Source organism: Streptomyces showdoensis (genome assembly GCF_039535475.1).
In the GTDB taxonomy this organism is placed as follows: Bacteria; Actinomycetota; Actinomycetes; order Streptomycetales; family Streptomycetaceae; genus Streptomyces; species Streptomyces showdoensis.
In genome coordinates this window covers 1-20,303 of the sequence record NZ_BAAAXG010000010.1, presented here as the reverse complement: position 1 = coordinate 20,303, position 20,303 = coordinate 1, and the positions used below count along the sequence as shown (strand labels likewise).

Annotated in this window: 18 protein-coding genes; 5 read left to right on the top strand and 13 right to left on the bottom strand. The window is 72.0% G+C overall.

The window, feature by feature from the left end:
* Window positions 1-9: 9 nt before the first annotated feature.
* The 7 genes from ABD981_RS05500 to aroA form a co-directional block, all read right to left on the bottom strand.
* Window positions 10-1,284 carry an ATP-grasp domain-containing protein gene (locus ABD981_RS05500; RefSeq protein ID WP_046910516.1) on the bottom strand — a complete coding sequence of 425 codons (1,275 nt, stop codon included), beginning with the start codon at window positions 1,282-1,284 and terminating at the stop codon, window positions 10-12.
* Window positions 1,285-1,330: 46 nt separating this feature from the next.
* Window positions 1,331-1,681 carry a carboxymuconolactone decarboxylase family protein gene (locus ABD981_RS05495; RefSeq protein ID WP_046910517.1) on the bottom strand — a complete coding sequence of 117 codons (351 nt, stop codon included), beginning with the start codon at window positions 1,679-1,681 and terminating at the stop codon, window positions 1,331-1,333.
* A 36-nt stretch (window positions 1,682-1,717) separates the two neighbouring features.
* On the bottom strand, window positions 1,718-2,944 hold the full coding sequence (locus ABD981_RS05490; protein ID WP_046910518.1) for a M28 family metallopeptidase: 1,227 nt from the start codon (window positions 2,942-2,944) through the stop codon (window positions 1,718-1,720).
* 14 nt (window positions 2,945-2,958) lie between these two features.
* Window positions 2,959-3,138 (bottom strand): hypothetical protein, encoded by a 180-nt coding sequence (locus tag ABD981_RS05485; protein ID WP_046910519.1) that lies wholly within the window; start codon window positions 3,136-3,138, stop codon window positions 2,959-2,961.
* Window positions 3,139-3,213: 75 nt separating this feature from the next.
* Complete coding sequence (locus tag ABD981_RS05480; RefSeq protein WP_046910520.1) at window positions 3,214-3,906, bottom strand: CTP synthase C-terminal region-related (seleno)protein; 693 nt, start codon at window positions 3,904-3,906, stop codon at window positions 3,214-3,216.
* 70 nt (window positions 3,907-3,976) lie between these two features.
* On the bottom strand, window positions 3,977-5,494 hold the full coding sequence (gene gpmI, locus ABD981_RS05475) for a 2,3-bisphosphoglycerate-independent phosphoglycerate mutase (protein WP_046910521.1): 1,518 nt from the start codon (window positions 5,492-5,494) through the stop codon (window positions 3,977-3,979).
* On the bottom strand, window positions 5,491-6,792 hold the full coding sequence (aroA, locus tag ABD981_RS05470) for a 3-phosphoshikimate 1-carboxyvinyltransferase (RefSeq protein WP_046910522.1): 1,302 nt from the start codon (window positions 6,790-6,792) through the stop codon (window positions 5,491-5,493). The genes gpmI and aroA overlap by 4 nt, the downstream gene beginning before the upstream one ends.
* A 245-nt stretch (window positions 6,793-7,037) precedes the next feature.
* Between aroA and ABD981_RS05465 the strand changes: the two genes are divergently transcribed.
* Window positions 7,038-8,117 (top strand): helix-turn-helix transcriptional regulator, encoded by a 1,080-nt coding sequence (locus ABD981_RS05465; RefSeq protein WP_046910523.1) that lies wholly within the window; start codon window positions 7,038-7,040, stop codon window positions 8,115-8,117.
* Window positions 8,118-8,158: 41 nt separating this feature from the next.
* Here ABD981_RS05465 and ABD981_RS05460 read toward each other — a convergent pair whose 3' ends face one another.
* Both ABD981_RS05460 and ABD981_RS05455 read right to left on the bottom strand, forming a co-directional pair.
* The gene (locus ABD981_RS05460; RefSeq protein ID WP_046910524.1) at window positions 8,159-8,533 is read right to left on the bottom strand and encodes an ArsR/SmtB family transcription factor; all 375 of its coding nucleotides are present in this window, start codon (window positions 8,531-8,533) and stop codon (window positions 8,159-8,161) included.
* 191 nt (window positions 8,534-8,724) lie between these two features.
* Window positions 8,725-11,238: a molybdopterin-containing oxidoreductase family protein gene (locus ABD981_RS05455; RefSeq protein ID WP_046910525.1), complete on the bottom strand. Its 2,514-nt coding sequence runs from the start codon at window positions 11,236-11,238 to the stop codon at window positions 8,725-8,727.
* Window positions 11,239-12,196: 958 nt separating this feature from the next.
* Here ABD981_RS05455 and ABD981_RS05450 point away from each other — a divergent pair.
* On the top strand, window positions 12,197-12,940 hold the full coding sequence (locus ABD981_RS05450; RefSeq protein ID WP_046910527.1) for a YcnI family copper-binding membrane protein: 744 nt from the start codon (window positions 12,197-12,199) through the stop codon (window positions 12,938-12,940).
* An 18-nt stretch (window positions 12,941-12,958) separates the two neighbouring features.
* Window positions 12,959-14,674 carry a copper resistance CopC/CopD family protein gene (locus ABD981_RS05445; protein WP_123954959.1) on the top strand — a complete coding sequence of 572 codons (1,716 nt, stop codon included), beginning with the start codon at window positions 12,959-12,961 and terminating at the stop codon, window positions 14,672-14,674.
* Here the strand turns inward: ABD981_RS05445 and ABD981_RS05440 are convergent.
* On the bottom strand, window positions 14,643-14,876 hold the full coding sequence (locus ABD981_RS05440; RefSeq protein ID WP_123954960.1) for a low molecular weight phosphatase family protein: 234 nt from the start codon (window positions 14,874-14,876) through the stop codon (window positions 14,643-14,645). The two genes, ABD981_RS05445 and ABD981_RS05440, sit on opposite strands and share 32 nt — an antisense overlap.
* Before the next feature lie 127 nt (window positions 14,877-15,003).
* On the opposite strand from ABD981_RS05440, the gene ABD981_RS05435 reads away from it, so the two are divergent.
* The gene (locus tag ABD981_RS05435) at window positions 15,004-15,315 is read left to right on the top strand and encodes an ArsR/SmtB family transcription factor (RefSeq protein WP_046910528.1); all 312 of its coding nucleotides are present in this window, start codon (window positions 15,004-15,006) and stop codon (window positions 15,313-15,315) included.
* A gap of 114 nt (window positions 15,316-15,429) precedes the next feature.
* Here the strand turns inward: ABD981_RS05435 and ABD981_RS05430 are convergent, their stop codons facing one another.
* From ABD981_RS05430 to ABD981_RS05420, 3 genes are all read right to left on the bottom strand, one after another.
* Entirely contained in the window at window positions 15,430-16,119 is a 690-nt protein-coding gene (locus tag ABD981_RS05430; RefSeq protein ID WP_046910529.1) for an ATP-binding cassette domain-containing protein, read from the bottom strand.
* Window positions 16,107-17,846 carry a phosphate ABC transporter permease subunit PstC gene (pstC, locus tag ABD981_RS05425; RefSeq protein WP_165590998.1) on the bottom strand — a complete coding sequence of 580 codons (1,740 nt, stop codon included), beginning with the start codon at window positions 17,844-17,846 and terminating at the stop codon, window positions 16,107-16,109. The genes ABD981_RS05430 and pstC overlap by 13 nt, the downstream gene beginning before the upstream one ends.
* Window positions 17,847-17,921: 75 nt before the next feature.
* Window positions 17,922-18,773 carry a phosphate ABC transporter substrate-binding protein gene (locus ABD981_RS05420; RefSeq protein WP_240495396.1) on the bottom strand — a complete coding sequence of 284 codons (852 nt, stop codon included), beginning with the start codon at window positions 18,771-18,773 and terminating at the stop codon, window positions 17,922-17,924.
* Between the two features lie 486 nt (window positions 18,774-19,259).
* On the opposite strand from ABD981_RS05420, the gene ABD981_RS05415 reads away from it, so the two are divergent.
* Complete coding sequence (locus tag ABD981_RS05415) at window positions 19,260-19,814, top strand: hypothetical protein (protein WP_240495397.1); 555 nt, start codon at window positions 19,260-19,262, stop codon at window positions 19,812-19,814.
* Window positions 19,815-20,303: the final 489 nt, after the last annotated feature.

Here is a 20,303-nt window from a genome sequence, read left to right as displayed (position 1 = left end):
CGGGCCACCTCAGCAGCACGACTTGAACTCGCGGCTGTCGGTCTCCGCCGGACCGAGGCCTTCGCCGAACACCACCTGCAGGCTGAGCTCGTCCCGGATCCGGCGCTCGGCCAGGTCGAGCTCCTCGGCCGAGTCTCCGTAGACGACGATGCGTCCGTAGACGCCGCCGTTGGGGTGCTCCTTGGGCCGCACGGTCTCGCCGGGTTCGACCTCGACCTCGACGAGGGGGCCGAACGGCCCCGGTTCCGGCACGACCTCGTCGTACAGGAGGGTGCCGGCGTCGTCGAAGACGATGCTCGCGTAGCGGGCGAAGGCGACGGTGGCGGCCGGGTCGGGCTGCGGAAGGCCCACGGCCTGGCGCGTGACGGCCTCCGTCATGTCGACACCGCTGACCGCCGTGGTCATCTCGACGAGTCGGCCGCCGGGGCGCCGTGCGTTGACCTCGATGACGCGGAAGCCGTCGGGTCCGCGCCTGATCTGCGTGTGGCTGATCCAGTCGTTCAGGCCCAGGGCGCCGAGGACGTCCCGCATGAGCTGGTCCAGCTCGTCGCGTTCGGCCGGCAGCAGGCCGCTCGGGTGCTCGTAGCCGAGCTCCACGAAGACCGGCGGCGGGGTCATGCGCTGCCGGAAGACGCTGAGGACGCTGGTCCTCGTCCCGTGCGTGACGGTCTGGACGGCGTACTCGGGGCCGTCGACGTACTCCTCGACGAGGGCTCCCTCCAGCGCTCCGGCCGGGGCCGCGAACAAGGCGGCGACGGCCTCGCGCAGCTCCCGCTCGCCCTGGCAGCACCGGACGCCGAACGCGCCCGCCCCGTCCCGGGGTTTGACGACGACGGGATAGCCGATGTCCTCGGCGGCCGCCAGCGCCTCGTCCACGGTGGTCACGAGCACGAAGCGGGGTACGGGCAGACCCGCCTCGCTGAGCACCGTACGCGTGCGCCACTTGTCCCGGCAGTTCGCGGCCGCGGTCTCGTCCAGGCCCCGGGGGGTGTCCACGAGGAGCCCGTTGAGGTGGGCCATGAGCGGCAGCCTCGGCTCCGTGTGGGTGAGGACGGCCACCGGGGCCTCGTCGCCGAGCTCGGCGCGGATCGCCTCGGCCACCGCGTCCCGGTCGTCGAGGTCGACGTCGAGATGGGCGTCGACCCAGGGCATGCAGTGCCACGGAACCTGTTCGTCCACGAGCACCACGCGGTACCCGAGGTTCCGTACGACGCTGAACTCCCGTTCGCTGCGGCCGCCGAGCACGACGACGCAGCCCGCACCGCTGATGGATGGATCAGTCACGTGCCGCAGTCCTTCGAGAAGAGGTCGGAATGGAGCAAGGACGGGACTAGCAGCAGGTGTTGGCCTTCTTGGCCGCGGCGGCGACGGCCTGGACGGCCGGACGCTGCAGGGCGTCCAGCTTCATCGCCTCGACGATGCCGGCGATCTGTCCTATCTCCTCGTTCTTCAGCCCGAGCTTCTTGGCGGCGGCGAGGAAGGACCGCACGGTCTCCTCGCGGTCCTGCATCAGCGCCGCGCACAGGGCCACCGCGGCACGGGTCTTGGGCTCCAGGGCCTCGTGGTCGAAGACCGCGCCGAAGAACTCCTGGTAGCTCTTGGAGAAGGCGGCGTGGTGCTCCCCGACGGTGGGGGCGAGCTGGATCAGCTGGGTGGAGACGGACTGCTGGGCCGCGGCCATGGTGAGACTCCTGAAGGGAAGGGGTGGTGAAAGAGATCAGTTCTGAGCGGCGAGGCGGTGGATCGTCTCCAGGACGAGCCGCCCGGCCTTGCGCAGGGCGTCCGGATCGATCCGCTCGGGGCCGTCGAGCGGCGAGTGGTAGTGGGCCGCGCCGAATCCGATGCCCGCGGCGGGGAATCCGGCGGAGGCGTAACGGCGGTTGTCGGACGACACCGTTCCCGCGTACAACGGGATGCCGAGACTCCGGCCGGCGCCGTCGAGTGCGGCGATGACGTGGCGCGGAGCCGGGTCGGCCGGGCCGAGCTCGACCGCGACCTTCCCGTTGAACTTGCCGGCCATGTCGAGGTTGAGCGCATCGGGCTCGACACCCGCCTCGCGCAGCGCGCGTGCGTGGTGGCCGGAGCCCAGGGTGCCGATCTCCTCGGCGTCGACCAGGGCGAGGACGACGGGCCGGCGCAGCGGCCCGGCCGAGGTCAGCACGCGGGCGACCTCGCACAGCACCGCGGTCCCGCTGGCGTTGTCACCCGCGCACGGGAAGTGCCGCTCGGGGTCCGAGCCGACACCGTCGTAGTGGGCGCTGAGCAGGATCGGCCTCGCCTCCGGGTCGCCGCCCGGCAGGGTGGCGACGATGTTCGTGCCCGTGGCGGGCACGCGCACCAGCGGCACGTGGGCGGTGAGCACGCCGCCCACCGCGTCGGCCAGCAGGTCCGGCCGCACGGCCACGACGGGGAGGCCGACCGGGGTCGGGCCCTGGACCCGCTTGGTGAGGAATCCCGAGCCGTCGGCGTTCTGGGCGGTGAGCATCCCCACCGCACCGCGCGCCGCCAGGACTTCGGCGAGCTCGGCGAAGGCGTTCCCCTGAGGGACCGTGGCCAGAGCCGCCCACTCCCCCGCTCCCGCGTCCTCGGCGACCGTGCCGCTGACGGGCCCGGGCATCGGTCCCGAGCGCGGATGCTCGGCGAACTCGGCCCGGTGGACGAGATCGCGGTCGAGCCGCCCACCCGCCACCCGGAGGGTGGGCTGCGCCGTCAGGCGCATGACCTCCCGGATGGCGAAGGCGTCGAGTACGGGGGTGAGGCCGTAGGAGGTCAGCTCCGCGGCGAGGAACCCGGTGGCCAGGTCGTGGCCGGCCGTGCCGGGCGCGCGCCCTTGCATGTCCGGGGCGCACAGGACCTGGAGCGTCGCCAGGGCACGGTCCGCGTCGAACGCGTCCACCGCGGACCGGGCCGCGTCGGGCTCCCGGCTCTGGGCTGTGTCCGTCATCTGAGGCGTCTTCCTCAGCAGCCGCCGCCGGGCTCACCGCAGCAGCCGCCGCCCTGGCCGCCCGCGACCGCGCCGGTGGCGTCGGCCGGCTCGCCGCAGCAGCCGCCCTGCGAGGCGCCCGCACCGGCGGTCGGGTCCGTGACGAAGCCGCCGACGGTCTCCTGCTCGGTCGCCTCGGTCGAGTCCGTGGCCATGACCCACTTCCTTCCAGCTCGTCTGATTCGAACTCTCTTTACTTAAACAAGTATCGAATCAGAGAGATCGTCGTGTCAATGGCCGTGACGCGCCCGCTCGCCCACCGCGCCGAGGAACGCCCTGATGAGGGGGTGGAGTTGGGCGGCCGTCGACGACAACTCCGGCTGGAACAGGCTGCCTACGAAGAACGGGTGGTCCGGCAGCTCCACCGCGCGGGGCGCCTTCTCCGCGTCCCAGCCGGTGACGCGCAGCGAACCCGCGAGTATCCGGTCCTCGTACTCCGGGTTGAGCCCGTACTTGCAGTGGTACGTCTCCACGGTCTCCGACAGCCCCGGGTAGACGGAGGCGAGCCGGGTGTCCGGCGCGAAGTGGAGCGGGGCCGTCTCGCCCACCAGCGAACAGCAGAGCGGGACGATCAGCGGCGTCGCCGCGTCCGCGTCGTACTGCACGTCCTCGGCGTCCACCAGACCGAGGACGTTGCGGGCGTACTCGATGAGGGCGTGCTGGAAACCGCCACAGGTGCCCAGGTACGGGATGCCGAGGGTGCGCGCGGTGCGGATGGCGAGGAGGACGTTCGCCTGGCTGACGTACGGCGACCCGGGCACGACCCAGATCCCGTCGTACGCGGCGATGTCCTCGGTCACCGTGCTGCTGGGGAGCCAGTCGACGTCCACGCCGAAGGCGGGCACGATCTCGTCGAATCGCGCGTGGGCGGGAACGCGGTCGCTGCGGTCGCCGACGAGGGCGAGCCGGGGACGCGGGGTCATCGGGAGGTCTCCGTTCCTGTGGGGGTGAAGGGGGACGTGCCGTCTGTCAGGTGCCCGGGGGTTCCCGCGCTCACCACAAGGGCCGCCCGGTCATGCGCGGCGCCGGGGCGAGCCCGAGCAGCGCCAGGACGCTGGGCGCGATGTCGGCCAGGGTGGCGGGCCCCGCCGGAGCGGCCACCTGCTGCCCGGGCGCCGGGACGAGCACGGCAGGGACCGGGTTGGTCGTGTGCCCGCCGTACGGTCGGGCGCCGGCGGAGGCGTCGGTGAGCATCTTCTCGGCGTTGCCGTGGTCCCCGACGAGCAGCACCCAGCGGCCGGTCGCCCGTGCGGCGTGGCAGACGGCCTCCACGGCGCGGTCGGTGTGCTCCGCGGCCCGGCGGGTCGCGTCGAAGTGACCGGTGTGACCGACGACGTCGATGTTGGCGAGGTTGGCGACCACGAGGGGGACGTCGTCGCGGCCGGCGGCCGAGACCACCGCTTCCGTGACCCGGTCGAGGTTCATCTCCGGCCGCGCCGTGTAGTCGGGAGCCACGTCGCCGGTGACCCTGACGTGTTCCTCGACGGGGACGACGGCCGCGTCCCGGCCGTTCAGGTAGTACGTCACGTGCTCGAACTTCTCGGCCTCGGCGATGCGCACCGAGCGCACACCGTGCGCGGCGAGCTCGGCGGCCAGACCTCCTCCCGCGTCCGACCGGTGCACCAGCGGCGGGATGGCCGCCTCGGTGTCGTACTGCGCGAGGCTGAGGAAGGTGACCCCACGGCCGGCCAGCCGCCGGTACAGGTCGTCCGCCAGCTGCTGGATGCGGTCGCTGCGGAAGTTCGTGAACAGGACGGCGTCACCGTCCCGCACCGGGCCCAGCGGCCGGCCGTCGGCTCCCGTGACGACGCAGGGCGGCACCCATTCGTCACCCCGCCGAGTCAGCTCCAGCGCCTCCTGCGGCTCGCCGATCGCCTCGCCCTTGCCGTCGACGAGGGCGAGGGAGACCTTCTCGGTCAGTTCGAGGTCGCCGCTCTTGTCGAGCGCGTAGCCGCGCCCGACGACGGTGGCCACCTGGCCGACGCCCGCCTCGGCGACGAAGCCCTCGACGAGGCCGAGATACGCGGCGGCCGTGTGGTCGGCGACGTCGCGCCCGTCGGTGATGGCGTGGACGCGGACCGCGGGCACGGAGAACCGGGCCGCGATGCGGAGCAGTTCCCGCAGGTGCTGCACATCGGCGTGGATCATGCCGTCGGAGCAGAGCCCGACGAGGTGCAGGGTCCCCCCGGCGGCGGAGAGCCGGTTCAGCACCTCGACCAGGGTCGCGTTCGACCGCATGCGTCCGCTGGAGATCTCCTCCTGGACGAGCACGCTGTCGTACGGGACGGGCCGCCCGGCCCCGATGACCATGTGACCGATCTCGGAGTTGCCGACCGTGCCGGGGAGCAGGCCGACGGCGGTACCGGAGGCTTCGGCCAGCACGGCCGGGCAGTCGGCGAGCAGACCGTCGAGGTACGGCGTGGCCGCCGCGGTCAGCGCGTTGGCCTCGCTCGGCCCCGCGTGGCCCCAGCCGTCGAGGACCAGGAGGATGCCCGGGGTTCCGGCGTTCACAGCGTGCTCGTGGTGTCGTCGCCGTGGAGGCCGTCGAGCGTCTGCCAGAAGGTCGGGAAGGACTTCGCGACGCACCCGGGGTCCGTGATGACGACGCCTTCGGTGCGCAGACCGGCGATGGCGAAGCACATGGCGATGCGGTGGTCGTCGTACGTGTCGATGACGGCGCCGTGGGGCGTGCCGCCGGTGATGGTCATCGCGTCGGCGTGCTCCTCGACGGTGATGCCCATCTTGCGCAGCTCGGTGGTGACGGCGGCGATGCGGTCGCACTCCTTGATCCGCAGGCTCGCGATGTTGCTGATGTGCGTGGTGCCCCGGGCGAAGGCGGCGACGACCGCGAGGGTGGGGACGACGTCCGGCATGGTCTCCATGTCGATGTCGATGCCGTGGAGCTCCCCGCCGGTCAGGGTGATGGAGTCGTCCGTGACCTCGGCCGTGCACCCCATGCGGACCAGGGCGTCGACGAGGCCGACGTCGCCCTGCTTGGAGGTCCTGCCGATGCCCGGGACGGTGACCGTTCCGCCGAGCACGGCGGCGGCGGCGAGGAAGTAGGACATGCCGGAGGCGTCGGGCTCGACCGCCACGGTGCCGCCGCGCAGCTTCTGGCCCGCGGCGACCTTGAAGCGGGTGTAGCCGTCGCGCTCGACGGTGACGCCCAGCTCGGCGAGGGCGGCGATCGTCATCTCGACGTACGGCTTGGAGATCAGGTCGTCGACGAGGTGGATCTCGGTGTCCTGCTCGGCGCGCGTGGCGTTGACCAGGAGGCTGGAGGTGAACTGCGAGCTGACCGCGCCACTGATGCGCGTCGAACCGCCGCGGAAGCTCGGACCGGTGACCCTGATGGGCGGGCTGCCGTTGCCGCGTACCGCTTCGGCCGTCACTCCGACACCGGGCAGCGCGTCGAGCAGCGAGCCCATGGGCCGCTCCTGCATGCGCTTCGTGCCGGTGAGCACGGTCGTCCCGTCGGCGTGGCCCGCCATGGCGATCAGGAACCGGATGGGGGTGCCGGCGGCGCCGACGTACACCTCCTCGGCCGGGGCCGTCATGGGCCTGCCGGTGGGCGTGACGGTGATCCGCTCGGCCGCGGCGTCGATCTCCACCTCGACGTGCCCGAAGGCGCGCAGCGCACCGGCGAGGAACTGCGTGTCGTCACAGACGAGGGCGCCCTCGATGGTGGTCGCCTCGCCGGAGAGGGCGGCGAGCGCGAGGTAGCGGTTGGAGTAGCTCTTGGAGCCGAGGACCTTCACCCGCTTGTCGAAGGTCTGCAGGGGTCGGATCGTGACGCTCTCGGCCTTCATCCGCAGATCTGTCCCGAACGAGCTCAAAGCCTCTCCCGATGGTCATGGCGCCGTGGACGCCGGTGATGACGCGATCGAGACTGCGGGGACTTCGGGGTGGCTGAGAAGTTGCTTTCCAGTGCAGCAAGTTGCCGGGCAACATGCTGCCTCACTTGATCAAAAGCGGGCGACGGAGCCCGTTCAAGCGATCAACCACCGTGCTATCTTGAAGAAATTCAATTCAGCAACACACCTGTGGGGGGCGGATGTTGCAGTCACTGGGATTGAACGAACTGGCCCACGAGATCTACCGCTTCGCACTCGACCACCCGGGGTGCCGGGTCGCCGATCTGCTCGACGGCCTCGACGCGTCCGAGGCCGACCTTCAGCAGGGCATCGGCCGCTTGCTCGAACTCTCGCTGCTGCGGCACGCGTCAGGAACGCTGATTCCGACCCGACCCCCGCTCGCCCTGCGCACCATGCTGGAGCGCCAGCAGTCCGAACTCCTGCGACGGCAGTCCGAGTTCGTCCACATCAAGGCCGCGGTCGACCGCCTCTCGGAGGAGTACGAGGACGCCCAGGCCCGGGGCACCCACTCCGGCTGGGAGCGCCTGGAGTCACCGGCCGCGATCCACGCCCGCATGGAACGACTCGCCGGCCGGACGGCGACCGAGTGCGTCTCCCTGCTGCCGGCCGACGCGAACGGTCTCGAGGCCCTGCGCGCCCGCCGCCCACTGGACCAGCACATGCTGGACCGCGGGGTCCTGGTGTGGAACGTCTACCTCGAGAGCATCTACAACGACCGCACCGGCCTGGCCCACGCCCGCTGGCTCGCCCAGAACGGCGGCAAGGTGGGCACGGCGCCGACCCTGCCCCTCTGGCTGGTCGTCTTCGACCGGACCACGGCGCTCCTTCCCGTCGATCCGCAGAACCCCGCCGCCGGCGCCGTCCAGGTGACCGGCGCCGGCTACCTCGTCGGCCTGATCGCGCTGTTCGAGCGCCTCTGCGAGAGCATGACGCCCCTGGACGCTCCCGGCGTCCGCGAGGGGGACCAGCCCACCCCGCTGGAACGGGAGTTGCTGCGCCTCATGGGCCAGGGACTCACCGACGAGGCGGTGTGCAAGAAGCTCGGCGTGGGCCTGCGCACCGCGCGCCGCATGATCGCCGACCTCCTGGAGCGCCTGGGGGCCCGCAGCAGGTTCGAGGCGGGGGCGAAGGCGGTCGCGAGGGGCTGGCTGCGCCCGTGCGCATGCGGAGGCGAGCAGCCGATTCGAGCCAAGGAGGCGAAGGGCTCCCCGGTCCCGGCCACGCTCACCGAGGGGCTGGGGATCGGCATGCTGGTCTGAGCTCCGGGCCGACCGGGGCCGCACACCGGCCCGGCTGACGCTCAGGCCCGCACGACCGCGAGTTCCTCCATGCCCGGGACGGCGAGCAGGCCGGAGAGGAAGCCGAGGTTGTCGCGGCGGATCCGGTAGTAGACCCAGGTGCCCCGACGCTCGGACGTCACGAGCTGGGCCTCGCGGAGGATCTTGAGGTGGTACGAGATCGTCGGCGCGGAGAGTTCGAAGGGGCTGGTGAGGTCACAGACGCACACTTCCCCGTCACCCGTTGCGGACGCGATCATGGACAGGATCCGGAGCCGGATCGGGTCACCCAGGGCCTTGAACATCTTGGCGGTGCCCGCGGCCCGCTCCTCGTCGAGAGGGGCGGCTATGACGGGCGTGCAGCAGGACACGGGTTGGATCACCTCAAGCTGTGACATCTGTCTAGTTTCACAGTTGTCTAATCTTTGCGCAACTCATCTGAGGCGTGCCGAAATCCTCCGTAATCGCCTTCCTGGTGCGGGAGATGGCCCCGCCTCCGCCGGGTGGGGTGCGCGGCGGAGGCGGGGCCCGGATGCCCGGCGAGGGGTGTGTTGCGGAGGTGGACCGCCGGGCCGGCCAGGGGAACGGATCAGGCCGGAGCCTTGGATACGCGGCAGGCGAAGCACTTGTACGCCTGCTGCCCGGAGAGGTTGTCGTAGTAGCGGTCGTCGACGAGGGTGTTCGCCGCCTCGTAGGAATCACCGCCCAGGTCCTGGGCGAGCTCCTGCGCGGGACCGAAGGTGTTGGGCAGGAACACGGTGTCCCGGCGGATGCCCTCCCAGTACAGCGCGGTGGCCGAAACCCGTCCCCGCGGGCTCTCCACGATCACGTCGTCGCGGTCCTCGATGCCGAGCCGCCGGGCGGTGTCCGGGTGGATCTGGAGCAGCCGGATCCCGTTGAGCCGCGCGCCGGTGGGCGTCCAGTGCGTGACGGAGGCGAAGTGCACCACGCTGGGCCGGCCGGTCATGCCCATCAGCGGGTAGTCGCGGTGGACGGAACCGTCCCCCTTGACCCCGAGCCGCACCGGATGCGTGACGGCCTGCGGGTTGACCGGGCTGGCGACGAACCGCTCCTCGTACGTCAGCGTGGGGTGCCCGCCGGTCACTTCGGGGTGGGTGTAGAAGACGGGCAGCGCACCGTGTCCCGCCGTGGCGAGCCGGCGGTCCAGCTCCTCCGTGAAGATCTCGATCTTCCCGCTGGGCGTGAGGAAGCGCGCCCCCTTCGCCGCGCCGAGCGACTCGGCGGCCTCGTACCAGGAGGGATGGTCCTGATAGAGCGCGCTGACTCCGGGGTGATCGGCCGAGGGGCAGGGCCAGCGCAGCGGCTCGGATCGCTTCCGCATCCGCTTCCGCGTCATGCCGCCCATGCCGGGGGTGTGCTCGACGAACTCCGCCCAGAGGGTGGCGTAGTCCTTCCACTCCAGCGGGAAGGCGTCGGCCCAGTAGGAGGACGGGTTGCGTCGGTCCTGGCGCGCGAAGGCGTGGGCCAGGTCGATCCAGATCTCGTAGTCGGTCCTGGATTCGCCACAGCGCGGGACGGCCGCCTCCTGCCAGCGGATGGCGCGGTCGTCGCGCCGCATGTAGACGCCCTCGTACTCCAGCGGCGAGCTCACGGGCAGCACGACGTCGGCGTAGTAGGCCGCCTCCTCCATGAACAGTCCGGTGTAGACGTAGAAGTCCAGCTTGCGGAAGGCCTCCTTGACCTTCTCCGTGTTGGCCGAGGAGATCAGGGGGTTGCCCTGGGTGATGATCGCCTCGAGGGGGTACGGCTTCCCGGTGAGGATCGCCTCGGCGAAGTAGTCGGGCCCCACGGGCAGCGCGGCTCCCACTTCGGGCGTCCGGACGGCGAGTTCGGGCAGGTGCAGGTCGCCCGGCCAGGTGTTGTGCATGAAGTTGCACCCCGTGCCGAGCCGGCCGATGTTGCCCGTGACCGCGGCCAGGAAGGTCAGGACGCGGTACGTGTCGAAGGCGCCGAGCTGGTGCGAGATGCCGGCGTTGCAGAAGATGGCCGCCTTCCCGGCACGGGCGTAGTCGCGGGCGACGCGGCGGATGGTCTCGGCGGGAACGCCGGTGACCGTGGCGGCCCAGTCCGGGGTGTATCCCGACGCGGCCATGTGCGCGCGGAGTTCCCTGAAGCCCAGGACCCAGCGGTCGACGAACTCACGGTCGTACAGGCGCTTGTCGAGGATGTGGTGGAGGATGCCCAGGACGAGCGCCAGGTCCGTGTGGGGCTTCGGGGCGATCCACTCGTCGGCGAGGGCACCCGTCGGGGTCCGCCGGGGGTCGACGACGACCAGCTTGGCGCCGGTGGCCGCGCGCCCGCGCAGCAGGTAGTCGAAGGTGACCGGGTGGGTCTCGGCCTGGTTGGTGCCGAGGAAGAGGAAGTAGTCCGCCGAGCCGAGGTCGTCCCGTCCCGTGGCACCGTCCGTGCCGTACCCGTTGGTGAAGTTGCCCAGCCCGAAGGTCGCCTTGAGCGCGTTGCCGCCCGCGTCGTTGCAGGTGGGGCCGACATCGGTGTTGTTCGGACTGCCGAGGAGCGCGAAGAGGCGGGCGACCAGGGAGCCGGTCCCGCGCGGGAGGCGGCCGGTGGTGCGGTTGGCGATGGAGGCGGCCCGACCGCTGTCGCGCAGCGCGAGGAGGCGCCGGGCGATCAGGTCGAGAGCCTCGTCCCAGGTGGCCTCGCGGAAGGTGGATTCCCTGGAGCCCTTCCCTCCGCCCGTGCGGATCAGGGGCCTGGTCAACCGCAGCGGATTGTGGGTGAGTTCGGCCATCATCGGCGCCTTGACGCAGAGGTTGCCCCGCTGCACCGGGTCGCCGGGGGCTCCCTGGACGCTGATGACCCGATCCGCGCGAACGCCGACGGAGATCGCGCAGTTCGAGTTGCAGAACTGACAGGCGCTCTTGACCGTCCGGTCGGGGCGCAGGGCCGCCGAGCCCTCGGTGAAGTTCAACAGACCGCCCTCGCCGACGGTGGCGGGAGTCGCGTGCGCGGTACTTCCGCCGGCCGCGGACGCGGGCGGGACGTTGACCATCAGGGCCGCGCTGGTGAGCACGGCGCCTTGGACGACGTTCCGTCTGGAGACAGGTTTGCTGCTGTGCGACACGTCCGACTCCCCCTGTGGTGTGGCAGGCGTCGAGAGCCTATGGTGATCACGATCCCCTGTCTAGAGATTCATCGAATCAAGGGGCTACAGTGAGGCGCGCCGTCCCGCCGATCCGGACTGGCCTGTTTCTGCGTTGACTTGATGACGCGTCAGCAGCGGATGAAGCATTCGACGACGAACCCGCAGGGGGGTGGGGATGGATTCGCGTGCGCGCTCACGGCCCGGTGCGGGTCTCGTCCGGGCCTTCCTGCTCACCTGGCTGAGCGTGGTGCTGTCCGCGTGCGGCCACAGCGTGGCCACCGGGGCCGCCCCCTCGTGGACCGCGGTCGGGATCGGTTCGACCGCCGTGTCCCTGTCGGTCGCCCCCTTCGCCCGCCGCCGCACCTCGGTGCTCGCGAACGCAGGCGCACTCGCCGCCTTCCAGGTCGGACTGCACGCGTTCTTCACGGCGTCGATGCCGACGGGCTCGGCGGCGCACGTCATGGGCCCGGCGCACGAAGGCATGGCGGACCCCGCCTGGGCGGCCCTCCTTCCCACCGTGCCGATGCTGTGCGGCCACCTCGTGGCGGCGGCGGCCGCCGCCTGGCTCCTCCACGGCGGCGACACCGCGATGGCGGAGGCCGTCGAACTCGGGGGCCTGTACGGCTCCGATGCCGTCCGGCTCGTACGACACGTGCTCGCCGACCGCCTGTCGCCCCGACGGCCCTCCCTGGAAGCACTCGCGACGCTCCTGCGCCGCACCGCGCCGAGGCGGTCGGCCGCACCCCGGGGCCCGGGGCCCCTGCTCGTCCATGAGGTGACGCGGCGCGGGCCGCCCCGGGGGGGCCGCCGCCCTCGGCTGACGTCGGCATCCGTCGTACGCGGGGAGGGCGGAGACCTCACGCCCACACCGTCCCGTCCCCTTCGCCGTGGCCTCCCACGAGACCACACGGGGACCTGCCCCACCGGAGTCTCACCCATGCGCGCCTTCGCACGCCTCGCCGTCCTGTCCGCGACCGCGGTCGCCGGCCTCGCCATCGCCTCGCCCGCTTTCGCCCACGTCTCCGTCCAGCCGGAGGGGACCGCCGCCAAGGGCGGCTACGCCACCGTGAACGTCAAGGTCCCCAACGAGCGGGCCGACGCCTCGACGGTCAAGGTCGAGGTGACGTTCCCCGCCGACCACCCCCTGGCCTCGGTGATGCCGCAGGCGGTGCCCGGCTGGAACATCGCGGTCACGAGGACGAAGCTGGCCAAGCCGCTGACCCTGCACGGCAAGAGCATCACCGAGGCCGTCAGCAAGGTCACCTGGACCGCCACCGACAAGGGCATCCAGCCGGGCTACTTCCAGAAGTTCCCGCTGTCGCTGGGGCAGCTGCCCGAGGACGCGGACGAGCTCGTCCTCAAGGCACTGCAGACGTACAGCAGCAAGGAGGTCGTCCGCTGGATCGAGCCGTCCGAGGAAGGCCAGGAGGAGCCGGAGCACCCGGCACCCGTACTGCGGCTGTCCGCCGCGACCGACGACCACCACGGCACGGCCACGGCGACGCCGGCCCCGAAGACCCCGAAGGCTCCGGCCGGCGAGGGTCACGGCGCCGAGAGCGCCGAGGGGCACGACGGCGACGGTCACGGCACCGAGCGCTGGCTGGGCATAGGCGGGATGGTCCTGGGCGCCGCGGGGCTCGTCACGGCCCTGATCACCAGCCGTCGCCGCGGCGACGCCTGATCCGGCACGGGATTCGCCGTGACGGTCCTCGCCTCCCGTACGTACCGATGGCTCGTGGTCGCACTGGTCTGCTGGGGAAGCCTCTGGTCCGGCGGATCGGCCCCGGTCTCCGCACACGCCGTGCTGACGGGCAGCACGCCGGCGAGGGGGGCGGTGCTCGCCGCCCCGCCCTCCCGGGTGGTCCTGGTCTTCACCGAGGAGATCGCGCTCTCCGCCGACGCCATCCGCGTCCTGGACCCCGCAGGACGGCGGGTCGACGACGCCCGGCCCGTCCTGGAGGGCGCCGACACGTACGTCGTCGGGCTCCGCGGACGGCCGGGCCGGGGCACGTACACGGTGGCGTACCAGGTGGTGTCCGCCGACAGCCACCCCGTGGCGGGCGCGTTCACCTTCTCCGTGGGCGCGCCGTCGGCGACGGCCGATCCGGCGGGATCGGGCGTGCGCGATCCGGACGCGGGTCCGGTCGGCTGGGCGTACGCGGGATCACGCTTCGGCGCGTACCTCGGCGTGACCGCCCTGACGGGCGTGGTCTGTTTCCTCCTGTTGTGCTGGCCCCGGGGCAGGGAGCATCGCGCGCTGAGGCGCGCCGTGACGTCGGCGTGGGCCGTGCTCGTGGCCTGCACGCTGGCGCAGTTCCTGCTCCGGGGGCCCTATGCGGGGTCGGGGCGCCTCGCGGATCTCGCCGACGTCGCGCTCCTGGGCGACGTGGCCGGGAGCAAGACGGGCGTCCTGCTCCTCGGGCGCCTGTGCCTGCTCGCCTTGGGCGCCGTGGCGTGGACGTGGTGGTGCCGGAGCGCCCCGGCGGGGAGGAATCGCGTGGTGCTGCCGGGTGCGGCCGTGACGGGTGGGGCGCTGGCGTGGACGTGGGCGGGCGCGGAGCACGCCTCGGCGGGTCTGCAGACCGCCCTCGCCATGCCGGCCGACGTGATCCATCTGCTGGCCGCGGGGGCGTGGACCGGCGGTCTCGGGGTGCTGGCCTTCACCTTGACGCGGATCGAGGAGCTGCCCACGGCGGCTGTGGCACGCTTCTCGCGGGTGGCGTTCGTCAGCGTCTGCGCCCTCGTCGTCACGGGCCTCTACCAGTCCTGGCGTCAGGTGGGGTCCCTGCCCGCCCTGACGGACACGCGGTTCGGGCTCCTGCTGCTCGCCAAGACGGCCCTCGTGGCGCTGCTGCTCTGCCTCGGCCGGGTCGCCCGGCGCCGGACGAGGGCCGTCGCGGACGCCGAGGCGGAGACCGCCGCCGATCGCGAGCGGGGAAGGTCCGTGCTGCGCGGCCTCCGGCGAGGGGTGGCCGCGGAGGCCGCACTGGGCCTGGGCGTCCTGGCGATCACCACCGTGCTCACGACGACGGAACCGGCCCGTTCGGCACACACGGTGGCGGCGGCCCCCGCCGGTGCCGTCGTGTCGGTCGGGGCCTCGTTCGACACCGGGGGCCCGCGCGGGAAGGGGAGGGCCGACATCGTGGTGGACCCGGGCCGGGCCGGGCCGAACGCCGTCCATGTGACCGTGTCGGGTCCTGACGGCGGGCCCCTCGACGTGCCGGAGGTACGGGCGACCCTCACCTCGTCCGGGGGGATCGGGCCTCTGGCCGTCCCCCTGCGCCGCGCGTCGGAGGGCCACTGGACCGCCTCGGGCTTCCAGGTGCCGACACCGGGGGCGTGGGAATTGGCGGTGACGGTACGGAGCTCCGACGTGGATCAGATCACGCTGCGTCGTCCACTCGCCGTCCGCTGACGTCGGCGCCGGAGGCCTTCCGCTCGATCTCGGAGACCAGGTCCCGCACCCGCTCCCCGATCTCGTCGCGTATCCGGCGCACGACGTCGGGGCCCTGACCCGCCGGGTCCTGCAGGGCCCAGTCGCGGTGGTGCTTGCCGGGGAGGACGGGGCAGGTGTCGCCGCAGCCCATGGTGATCACGTGGTCGCTGGACTTCGCCATCCCGGGCGTGAGCACCTGTGGGGTGGCGCGTGGGCAGGTGAGGAGTGACGGCGGGCCGGCCGCAGCCTGATGACAGACTGGGGGAATGCGGTGGCCGCGACACCCGCGGCCGTGAGATTATCAGCACATGCTGACATCAGTCGACAGTGACATCTTGAAGGTGCTGGCCGATCCCCTGCGCCTCAAGATCGTGACGTTGCTCGCCCGCGAGGCCCTCTGCACGACCCACCTGGTCGAGGAGACCGGAGCCAGGCAGACCAACCTGTCGAACCACCTGAAGGTGCTCCGCGAGGCGGGGCTGGTCGACACGGAACCCTGCGGGCGGTGGACCTACTACCGCCTCAGGCCGGGCGCGCTGTCCGCACTCGCCGGAGAGCTGGGCGCACTCGCCGCCGCCGCCCGGGAGACCGCCGACAGCGGCCGCAAGCGGGGCTGCTGACACGGCGGAGACCCTTCACCGGCACGTGCCGCGTACGTGCCGCGTACGGAAAGGGCCGTGCGGCCGGCTCGAGGAGCCGGCCGCACGGCCGGAGGGTCGCACCCGGGAAGGGATTCAGCCCACGGGGGCCGGTCGGGGTACCGCCACCGGCGGATCCAGCTGCACCGTCCTGTCACAGAGCCTCGCCACCTGGGCGGGGTCGTGCGAGACCAGCAGGACGGTCCTGCGCCCGCGCAGCGCGGCCACCGACTCCTCGACCGTGTCCCGGCTCCGTTCGTCCAGGGCGCTCGTCGGTTCGTCGAGCAGCAGCGCGGCCGGTTCCAGGGCCAGGGCGCGGGCGAGGCAGAGCCGCTGGCGCTGCCCGGCGGACAGGTTCTGCGCCGGGGAGTCCAGCCGGTCGCAGACCTCCTTCCACAACCCGGCCTCGTTCAGGGCCTCTTCGGCTCGATCGCGCAGCTGCCCGCGCGACGCCCGCAGCACGTGCCGGATGCCGAAGAGCGCGTTGTCCAGGATGCTGCCGCCGAAGACCACCGGAGTCTGGGGCACCAGCACGACTTTGGTCCGCAGGTCGGCGTCCCCCTTCCGATGGGCGATCGCCCGTCCCAGGACCTCGACGTGGCCGTCCCGTACGAGACCGGCGGGAAGCAGGTCGACGAGCGCCCGCAGGACCGTCGACTTGCCCGCGCCGGACGGCCCGCACAGGCCCGTCGTCGACCCTTGGACCAGCCCGAACGAGACGGGCCCGACGAGGGCCTTGTCCCGGTCGCGGACCCGGAGTTCGCGTACGGCGATTACGTGGTCCATCGCTCCCCCTCGAAGCGGTTGCGCAGCGCGACCGCCACGCTCAGCAGTACGGCCGTGATGATCACCAGGACCAGCGCGCTCCCCCACGCCTGCGAGACCGCCTGCGGGTCGCCCGAGTCCTGGGACAGGGTGAAGATGTGGGTGGGCAGCGCCTGCACGGGGGCGTTCACGATCCCGTCGGGCAGGGCCGGCGCCCCGAAGAACACCGTCGCGGTGAACAGGAGCGGTGCCGTCTCCCCCGCGGCACGGGCCAGGCCGAGCAGCAGCCCGGTGACCGTGGCCGGCCAGGCGTACGGAACGACGACCGACCGGATGTACTGGGCCCGCGAGAGGCCCAGCGACAGCGCGCTCTCCGTCATCTCCGCCGGCATCCCGCCGACCCGGCCGGCGGTCGTCAGCGCGACCACGGGCACGACCACGGGAACCAGCACGATGGCTCCGGCCAGCCACGACCGGCCCCATCCCATGGCGCTGCACACGATCACGAACCCGGCGAGGCCGAGGAGAATCGTCGGTGTGCCGCTGACCACCACGGTGACGGTCTGCAGGACACGTGCCGCGCGGCCGGACGCATGGACGCCCAGCAGGATGCCCGCCCCGAACCCCAGCGGGAGCGAGATGAGCCCCGTGGTGGTGACGAGCAGCAGCGTGCCGACGATCTGGTCGCTCACCCCGCCGCCGGCCGAACCGGCCGCCGACGTGAACCAGAACGACGGGGAGAAGGCCGCACTGCCCCTGGTCGCGAGGACGGCCAGCATGGCCACGAGCAGCGCTCCGGGAAGCAACAGCGCCCCGAGGCGGAGCAGCGCCACCGCCTTGTCGAGCTCCGCCCGCATCCGCCCCGGACGCCGCTGCCGGTCGGCCCGCTGCGCACCCTTCGCTCCCGACGACCGCCGCGTCCCCCAGACCGTGGCCGCGGCCACCAGACCGAGCAGAATCAGCCCGAGCCCGCAGATCGAGGCGAAGTAGGGACCGGAGGTGCCCGCCAGAACGGGCTCCGGTCCGGCCAGTTTCGTGGTCAGGGTCTGCCCGGGGTGGACCAGCGAGTCGATCAGCTCGCCGAACGAGGTCGGCAGCCGGCCGTCGGCACGCCCGACGACCAGGAACACCGCGATCGCCTCGCCGAGTGCCCTGGCGAGGCCGAGCAGGACGGCCGCCCGCATCCCCTGACGGGCCTGGGGCAGCACGGCCGACCGGACGACCTCACGCCGGGTGAGCCCGAGCGAGTAGGCGGCTTCGCGGTACCGGTCCGGCACGGCCGACAGGGCGTCCACGCTCACCGCGACGATCGTCGGCGTGATCATGACGGCCAGGACGAGGCCGGCGGCGAGGAGGCTGTCTCCGCCCGGTACGTCACCGAGCCACGCGACGGCCGGGCGTACGGCCATGATGCCGATGAGGCCGTAGACGATGGACGGAACGGCGGCCAGCAGCTCCACGCTCATGCGCAGGGGCCGCGCGAGCCGCGGGGGCAGGTACTCCGAGAGGGCGATGGCGCCGGCCCAGCCGACCGGCACCGCGAGCGCGAGCGCGATCACGCACACGACGGCCGAACCATAGATCATGGCCAGCCCGCCGAAGACGGAGTCCGTCGGGTTCCAGACGGGCTCGGCCACGAGTCCGAGCCAGTCGACCGCGCCGCTGAGCACACCGAGCCCGAGGTAGCCGACGAGCACCAGCAGGACGCCCGCGACGGAGACCGCGCCCGCGACCACCCAGGGCCACACCCACCGGGACCGTTGTGGGCGGGCTGATGTGTCCGGTGCGGCAGGCGGCCGCACCAGCGTCTTCACGGTCACGGACTACTTCCCGATTTGCTTGAGGGTCAGGTAGCCGTGCTTGGTCAGGAGCGGCTGCCCCTTGTCGGAGAGGATGTAGTCGATGAACCGCTTCGCCTCGCCCTTCGGCTTCCCGTTCGTGACCATGTAGAGCGGGCGGCTCATCGGGTACGTCCCCGTGGCCACGTTCTCCGAGGAGGGGGCGATGCCGTCGAGGGTGACCACGGCGAGCTGGTCACGGCCCTCCACGAAGCCCGTCGACAGCGGAGCGACGGCTCCGGGGGTCGACTCCAGCTTGTTGCGGGTCTCCAGGTTGCCGCCCACGATGGCGAAGTTGTCGGAGTTCGGCGGCGGCGGGGGCTTCTCGCCGTGGTAGAGGTACTTGTCGAGGACCTCCCGCGTGCCGCGCCCCGGCTCCTTGTCGTAGACGAAGACCGGCAGGTCCGGACCGCCGACGTCCTTCCAGTTCGTGATCTTCCCTTCGAACAGGCCCTTCACCTGCGCGGAGGTCAGGTTCTTGACCCCGGCGTCGGCGACCTGCTTCGTGATGATGATGCCCACCGCATCGGCGCCGATCTGCGTCTCGACGTAGTCGGTCTTGGGACTCGCCGACCGGTCCTTGTCGGCGACCGGCTTGGAGCTGAGCGCGATGTCGATCTGCCCGGCACCGAGCTGCGAGATGCCGCCGGCCGAACCACCCTGCGTGGCCACGGTGATGTTCAGCCCCTGCGCCTTCAGCGCCTCCGCCGCATCGGCGGCGACGGGCGCCACCGTCGTGCTGCCACTGGCCTGAAGCGCCTTCCCCGCGCCGGCTTCGGCCTCCGCACAGGCAGTGGCGAGCGAGGCGATCAGAACGGCCCCCGTGGCGAGATGCACGAACCTCCGCCGACCGACCGACCCTGCGGACCCTGCACTTCCCTTCGTCGCGCCGATCGGCTGCGAAGGCGATTCCATGGTGCGGGACATACGGGTCCTCCCCCAGATGGTCTCTGATTTGAATGGAGTCTAAGCAGGCAGGCAGGCGGCTGGAAACCCTCTATCAACAACCCTTCGTACAACAGGAGTTCACATTGCCCCCACTTTCCATACATCTTCCGTTTCCTTGATCGCCCGTTTACACGAGCCACGTCGGCGCAGGCCGGCCGAAGCCATCCCGCGCACGGACACTCGGCCCGGAACCTGACGTCAACTGCCCTTGCGGACATGCCGGTTCTCCCGTAGTCATGTCCCAGACAGGCCGAGGGGGGCGGCCCGCTCCGTCACGCCGCCCCGCCCTCCGACGAGGGGTGCACCGATGGGCTCGCCATGACACCAGGGCCACGCATGCGAGGAGTGCGGGCCACCGCGTTCACGCTCGTGTGCGTGCTGCTCACCGCCACGGGCCACAGCCTCATGTCAGGCCGCCCGGTCTCCGGGTGGCCTCTCGCCGTCGCGTTCGCGATCACGGTCCCGGCCGCCTGGCACCTGGCGGCGAGGGAACGCGACCTGCTCACCATCGCGGCCGCGGCCATGACGGCCCAGGGAACCCTGCACACGCTGTTCTCCTCGTGGCCCTCACCCGGTGCTCCGCCCATGCACCACATGCACGCCGACGCACCGGCCTCGTCCCTGCCCGCGGCCGTCCAGACCCCGCCTGAGGCGGCCTCGTCCTTCGGCATGCTCGTGGCGCACGTGCTGGCCGCGCTGTTGAGCGGTGTGTGGCTGGCGTACGGGGAGCGGGGGGCGTTCCGGTTGTTGCGGGCGTTGCCGGCGGAGCTGTTCCGGCCGTTGTCGCTGCTGCTGGCCGTGGTGCCGGTCGTGGTGGGCCGGCCGCGTGTGCGTCCGGTGCGTCCGGGTGACGCGCGTGTGCCGCGGCGGCTCCACCTCGCGCATTCCCTGGTCTCCCGGGGTCCTCCCCAGGCAGTCGCTGTCGTCTGATCCGACAGCCGGTCCCCCGAGCCCGCCGGCCGCCCCGCGGCCGCCGCTCGGGCCCCGGCCGCGCCCTGGTGCCGGCCGTACCCCCTTCCTGCCTGCCTCTCAAGGACCCGAGGACCCGTGGCGATGACACCTGCCCGCATCCACCCGACACACAGCCCCCACCACTCCCCCGAATCCGACGCGGCCACCACCCTGCTGGCCCTCGCCGCCCGTGACGGCGACCCCGCCAAGGCCGACCAGTTCGTCCGCGCCCTGCACCGCGACGTCTGGCGCTACGTCGCCTACCTCAGCGCCGACCGCCAGGCCGCCGACGACCTCACCCAGGAGGTCTTCCTCAGAGCCCTCGCCGCCCTCCCCCGCTTCCAGGGCCGCTCCTCCGCCCGCACCTGGCTCCTGTCCATAGCCCGCCGCACCGTCGTCGACAGCCTCCGCCACGCCGCCGCCCGCCCCCGCCTTGTTGTTGTTGAGAGAGATCACTCACGTGTGATA

Excerpts from the sequence above, each read along its gene's own strand:
- ABD981_RS05450 (WP_046910527.1), top strand. The coding sequence starts at position 12,197 with ATGCGCGCCTTCGCACGCCTCGCCGTCCTGTCCGCGACCGCGGTCGCC.
- ABD981_RS05440 (WP_123954960.1), bottom strand. The coding sequence starts at position 14,876 with ATGGCGAAGTCCAGCGACCACGTGATCACCATGGGCTGCGGCGACACC.
- ABD981_RS05430 (WP_046910529.1), bottom strand. The coding sequence starts at position 16,119 with ATGGACCACGTAATCGCCGTACGCGAACTCCGGGTCCGCGACCGGGAC.
- ABD981_RS05490 (WP_046910518.1), bottom strand. The coding sequence starts at position 2,944 with ATGACGGACACAGCCCAGAGCCGGGAGCCCGACGCGGCCCGGTCCGCG.
- ABD981_RS05480 (WP_046910520.1), bottom strand. The coding sequence starts at position 3,906 with ATGACCCCGCGTCCCCGGCTCGCCCTCGTCGGCGACCGCAGCGACCGC.
- ABD981_RS05460 (WP_046910524.1), bottom strand. The coding sequence starts at position 8,533 with ATGTCACAGCTTGAGGTGATCCAACCCGTGTCCTGCTGCACGCCCGTC.
- ABD981_RS05465 (WP_046910523.1), top strand. The coding sequence starts at position 7,038 with ATGTTGCAGTCACTGGGATTGAACGAACTGGCCCACGAGATCTACCGC.
- ABD981_RS05435 (WP_046910528.1), top strand. The coding sequence starts at position 15,004 with ATGCTGACATCAGTCGACAGTGACATCTTGAAGGTGCTGGCCGATCCC.
- aroA (WP_046910522.1), bottom strand. The coding sequence starts at position 6,792 with ATGAAGGCCGAGAGCGTCACGATCCGACCCCTGCAGACCTTCGACAAG.
- ABD981_RS05485 (WP_046910519.1), bottom strand. The coding sequence starts at position 3,138 with ATGGCCACGGACTCGACCGAGGCGACCGAGCAGGAGACCGTCGGCGGC.
- ABD981_RS05495 (WP_046910517.1), bottom strand. The coding sequence starts at position 1,681 with ATGGCCGCGGCCCAGCAGTCCGTCTCCACCCAGCTGATCCAGCTCGCC.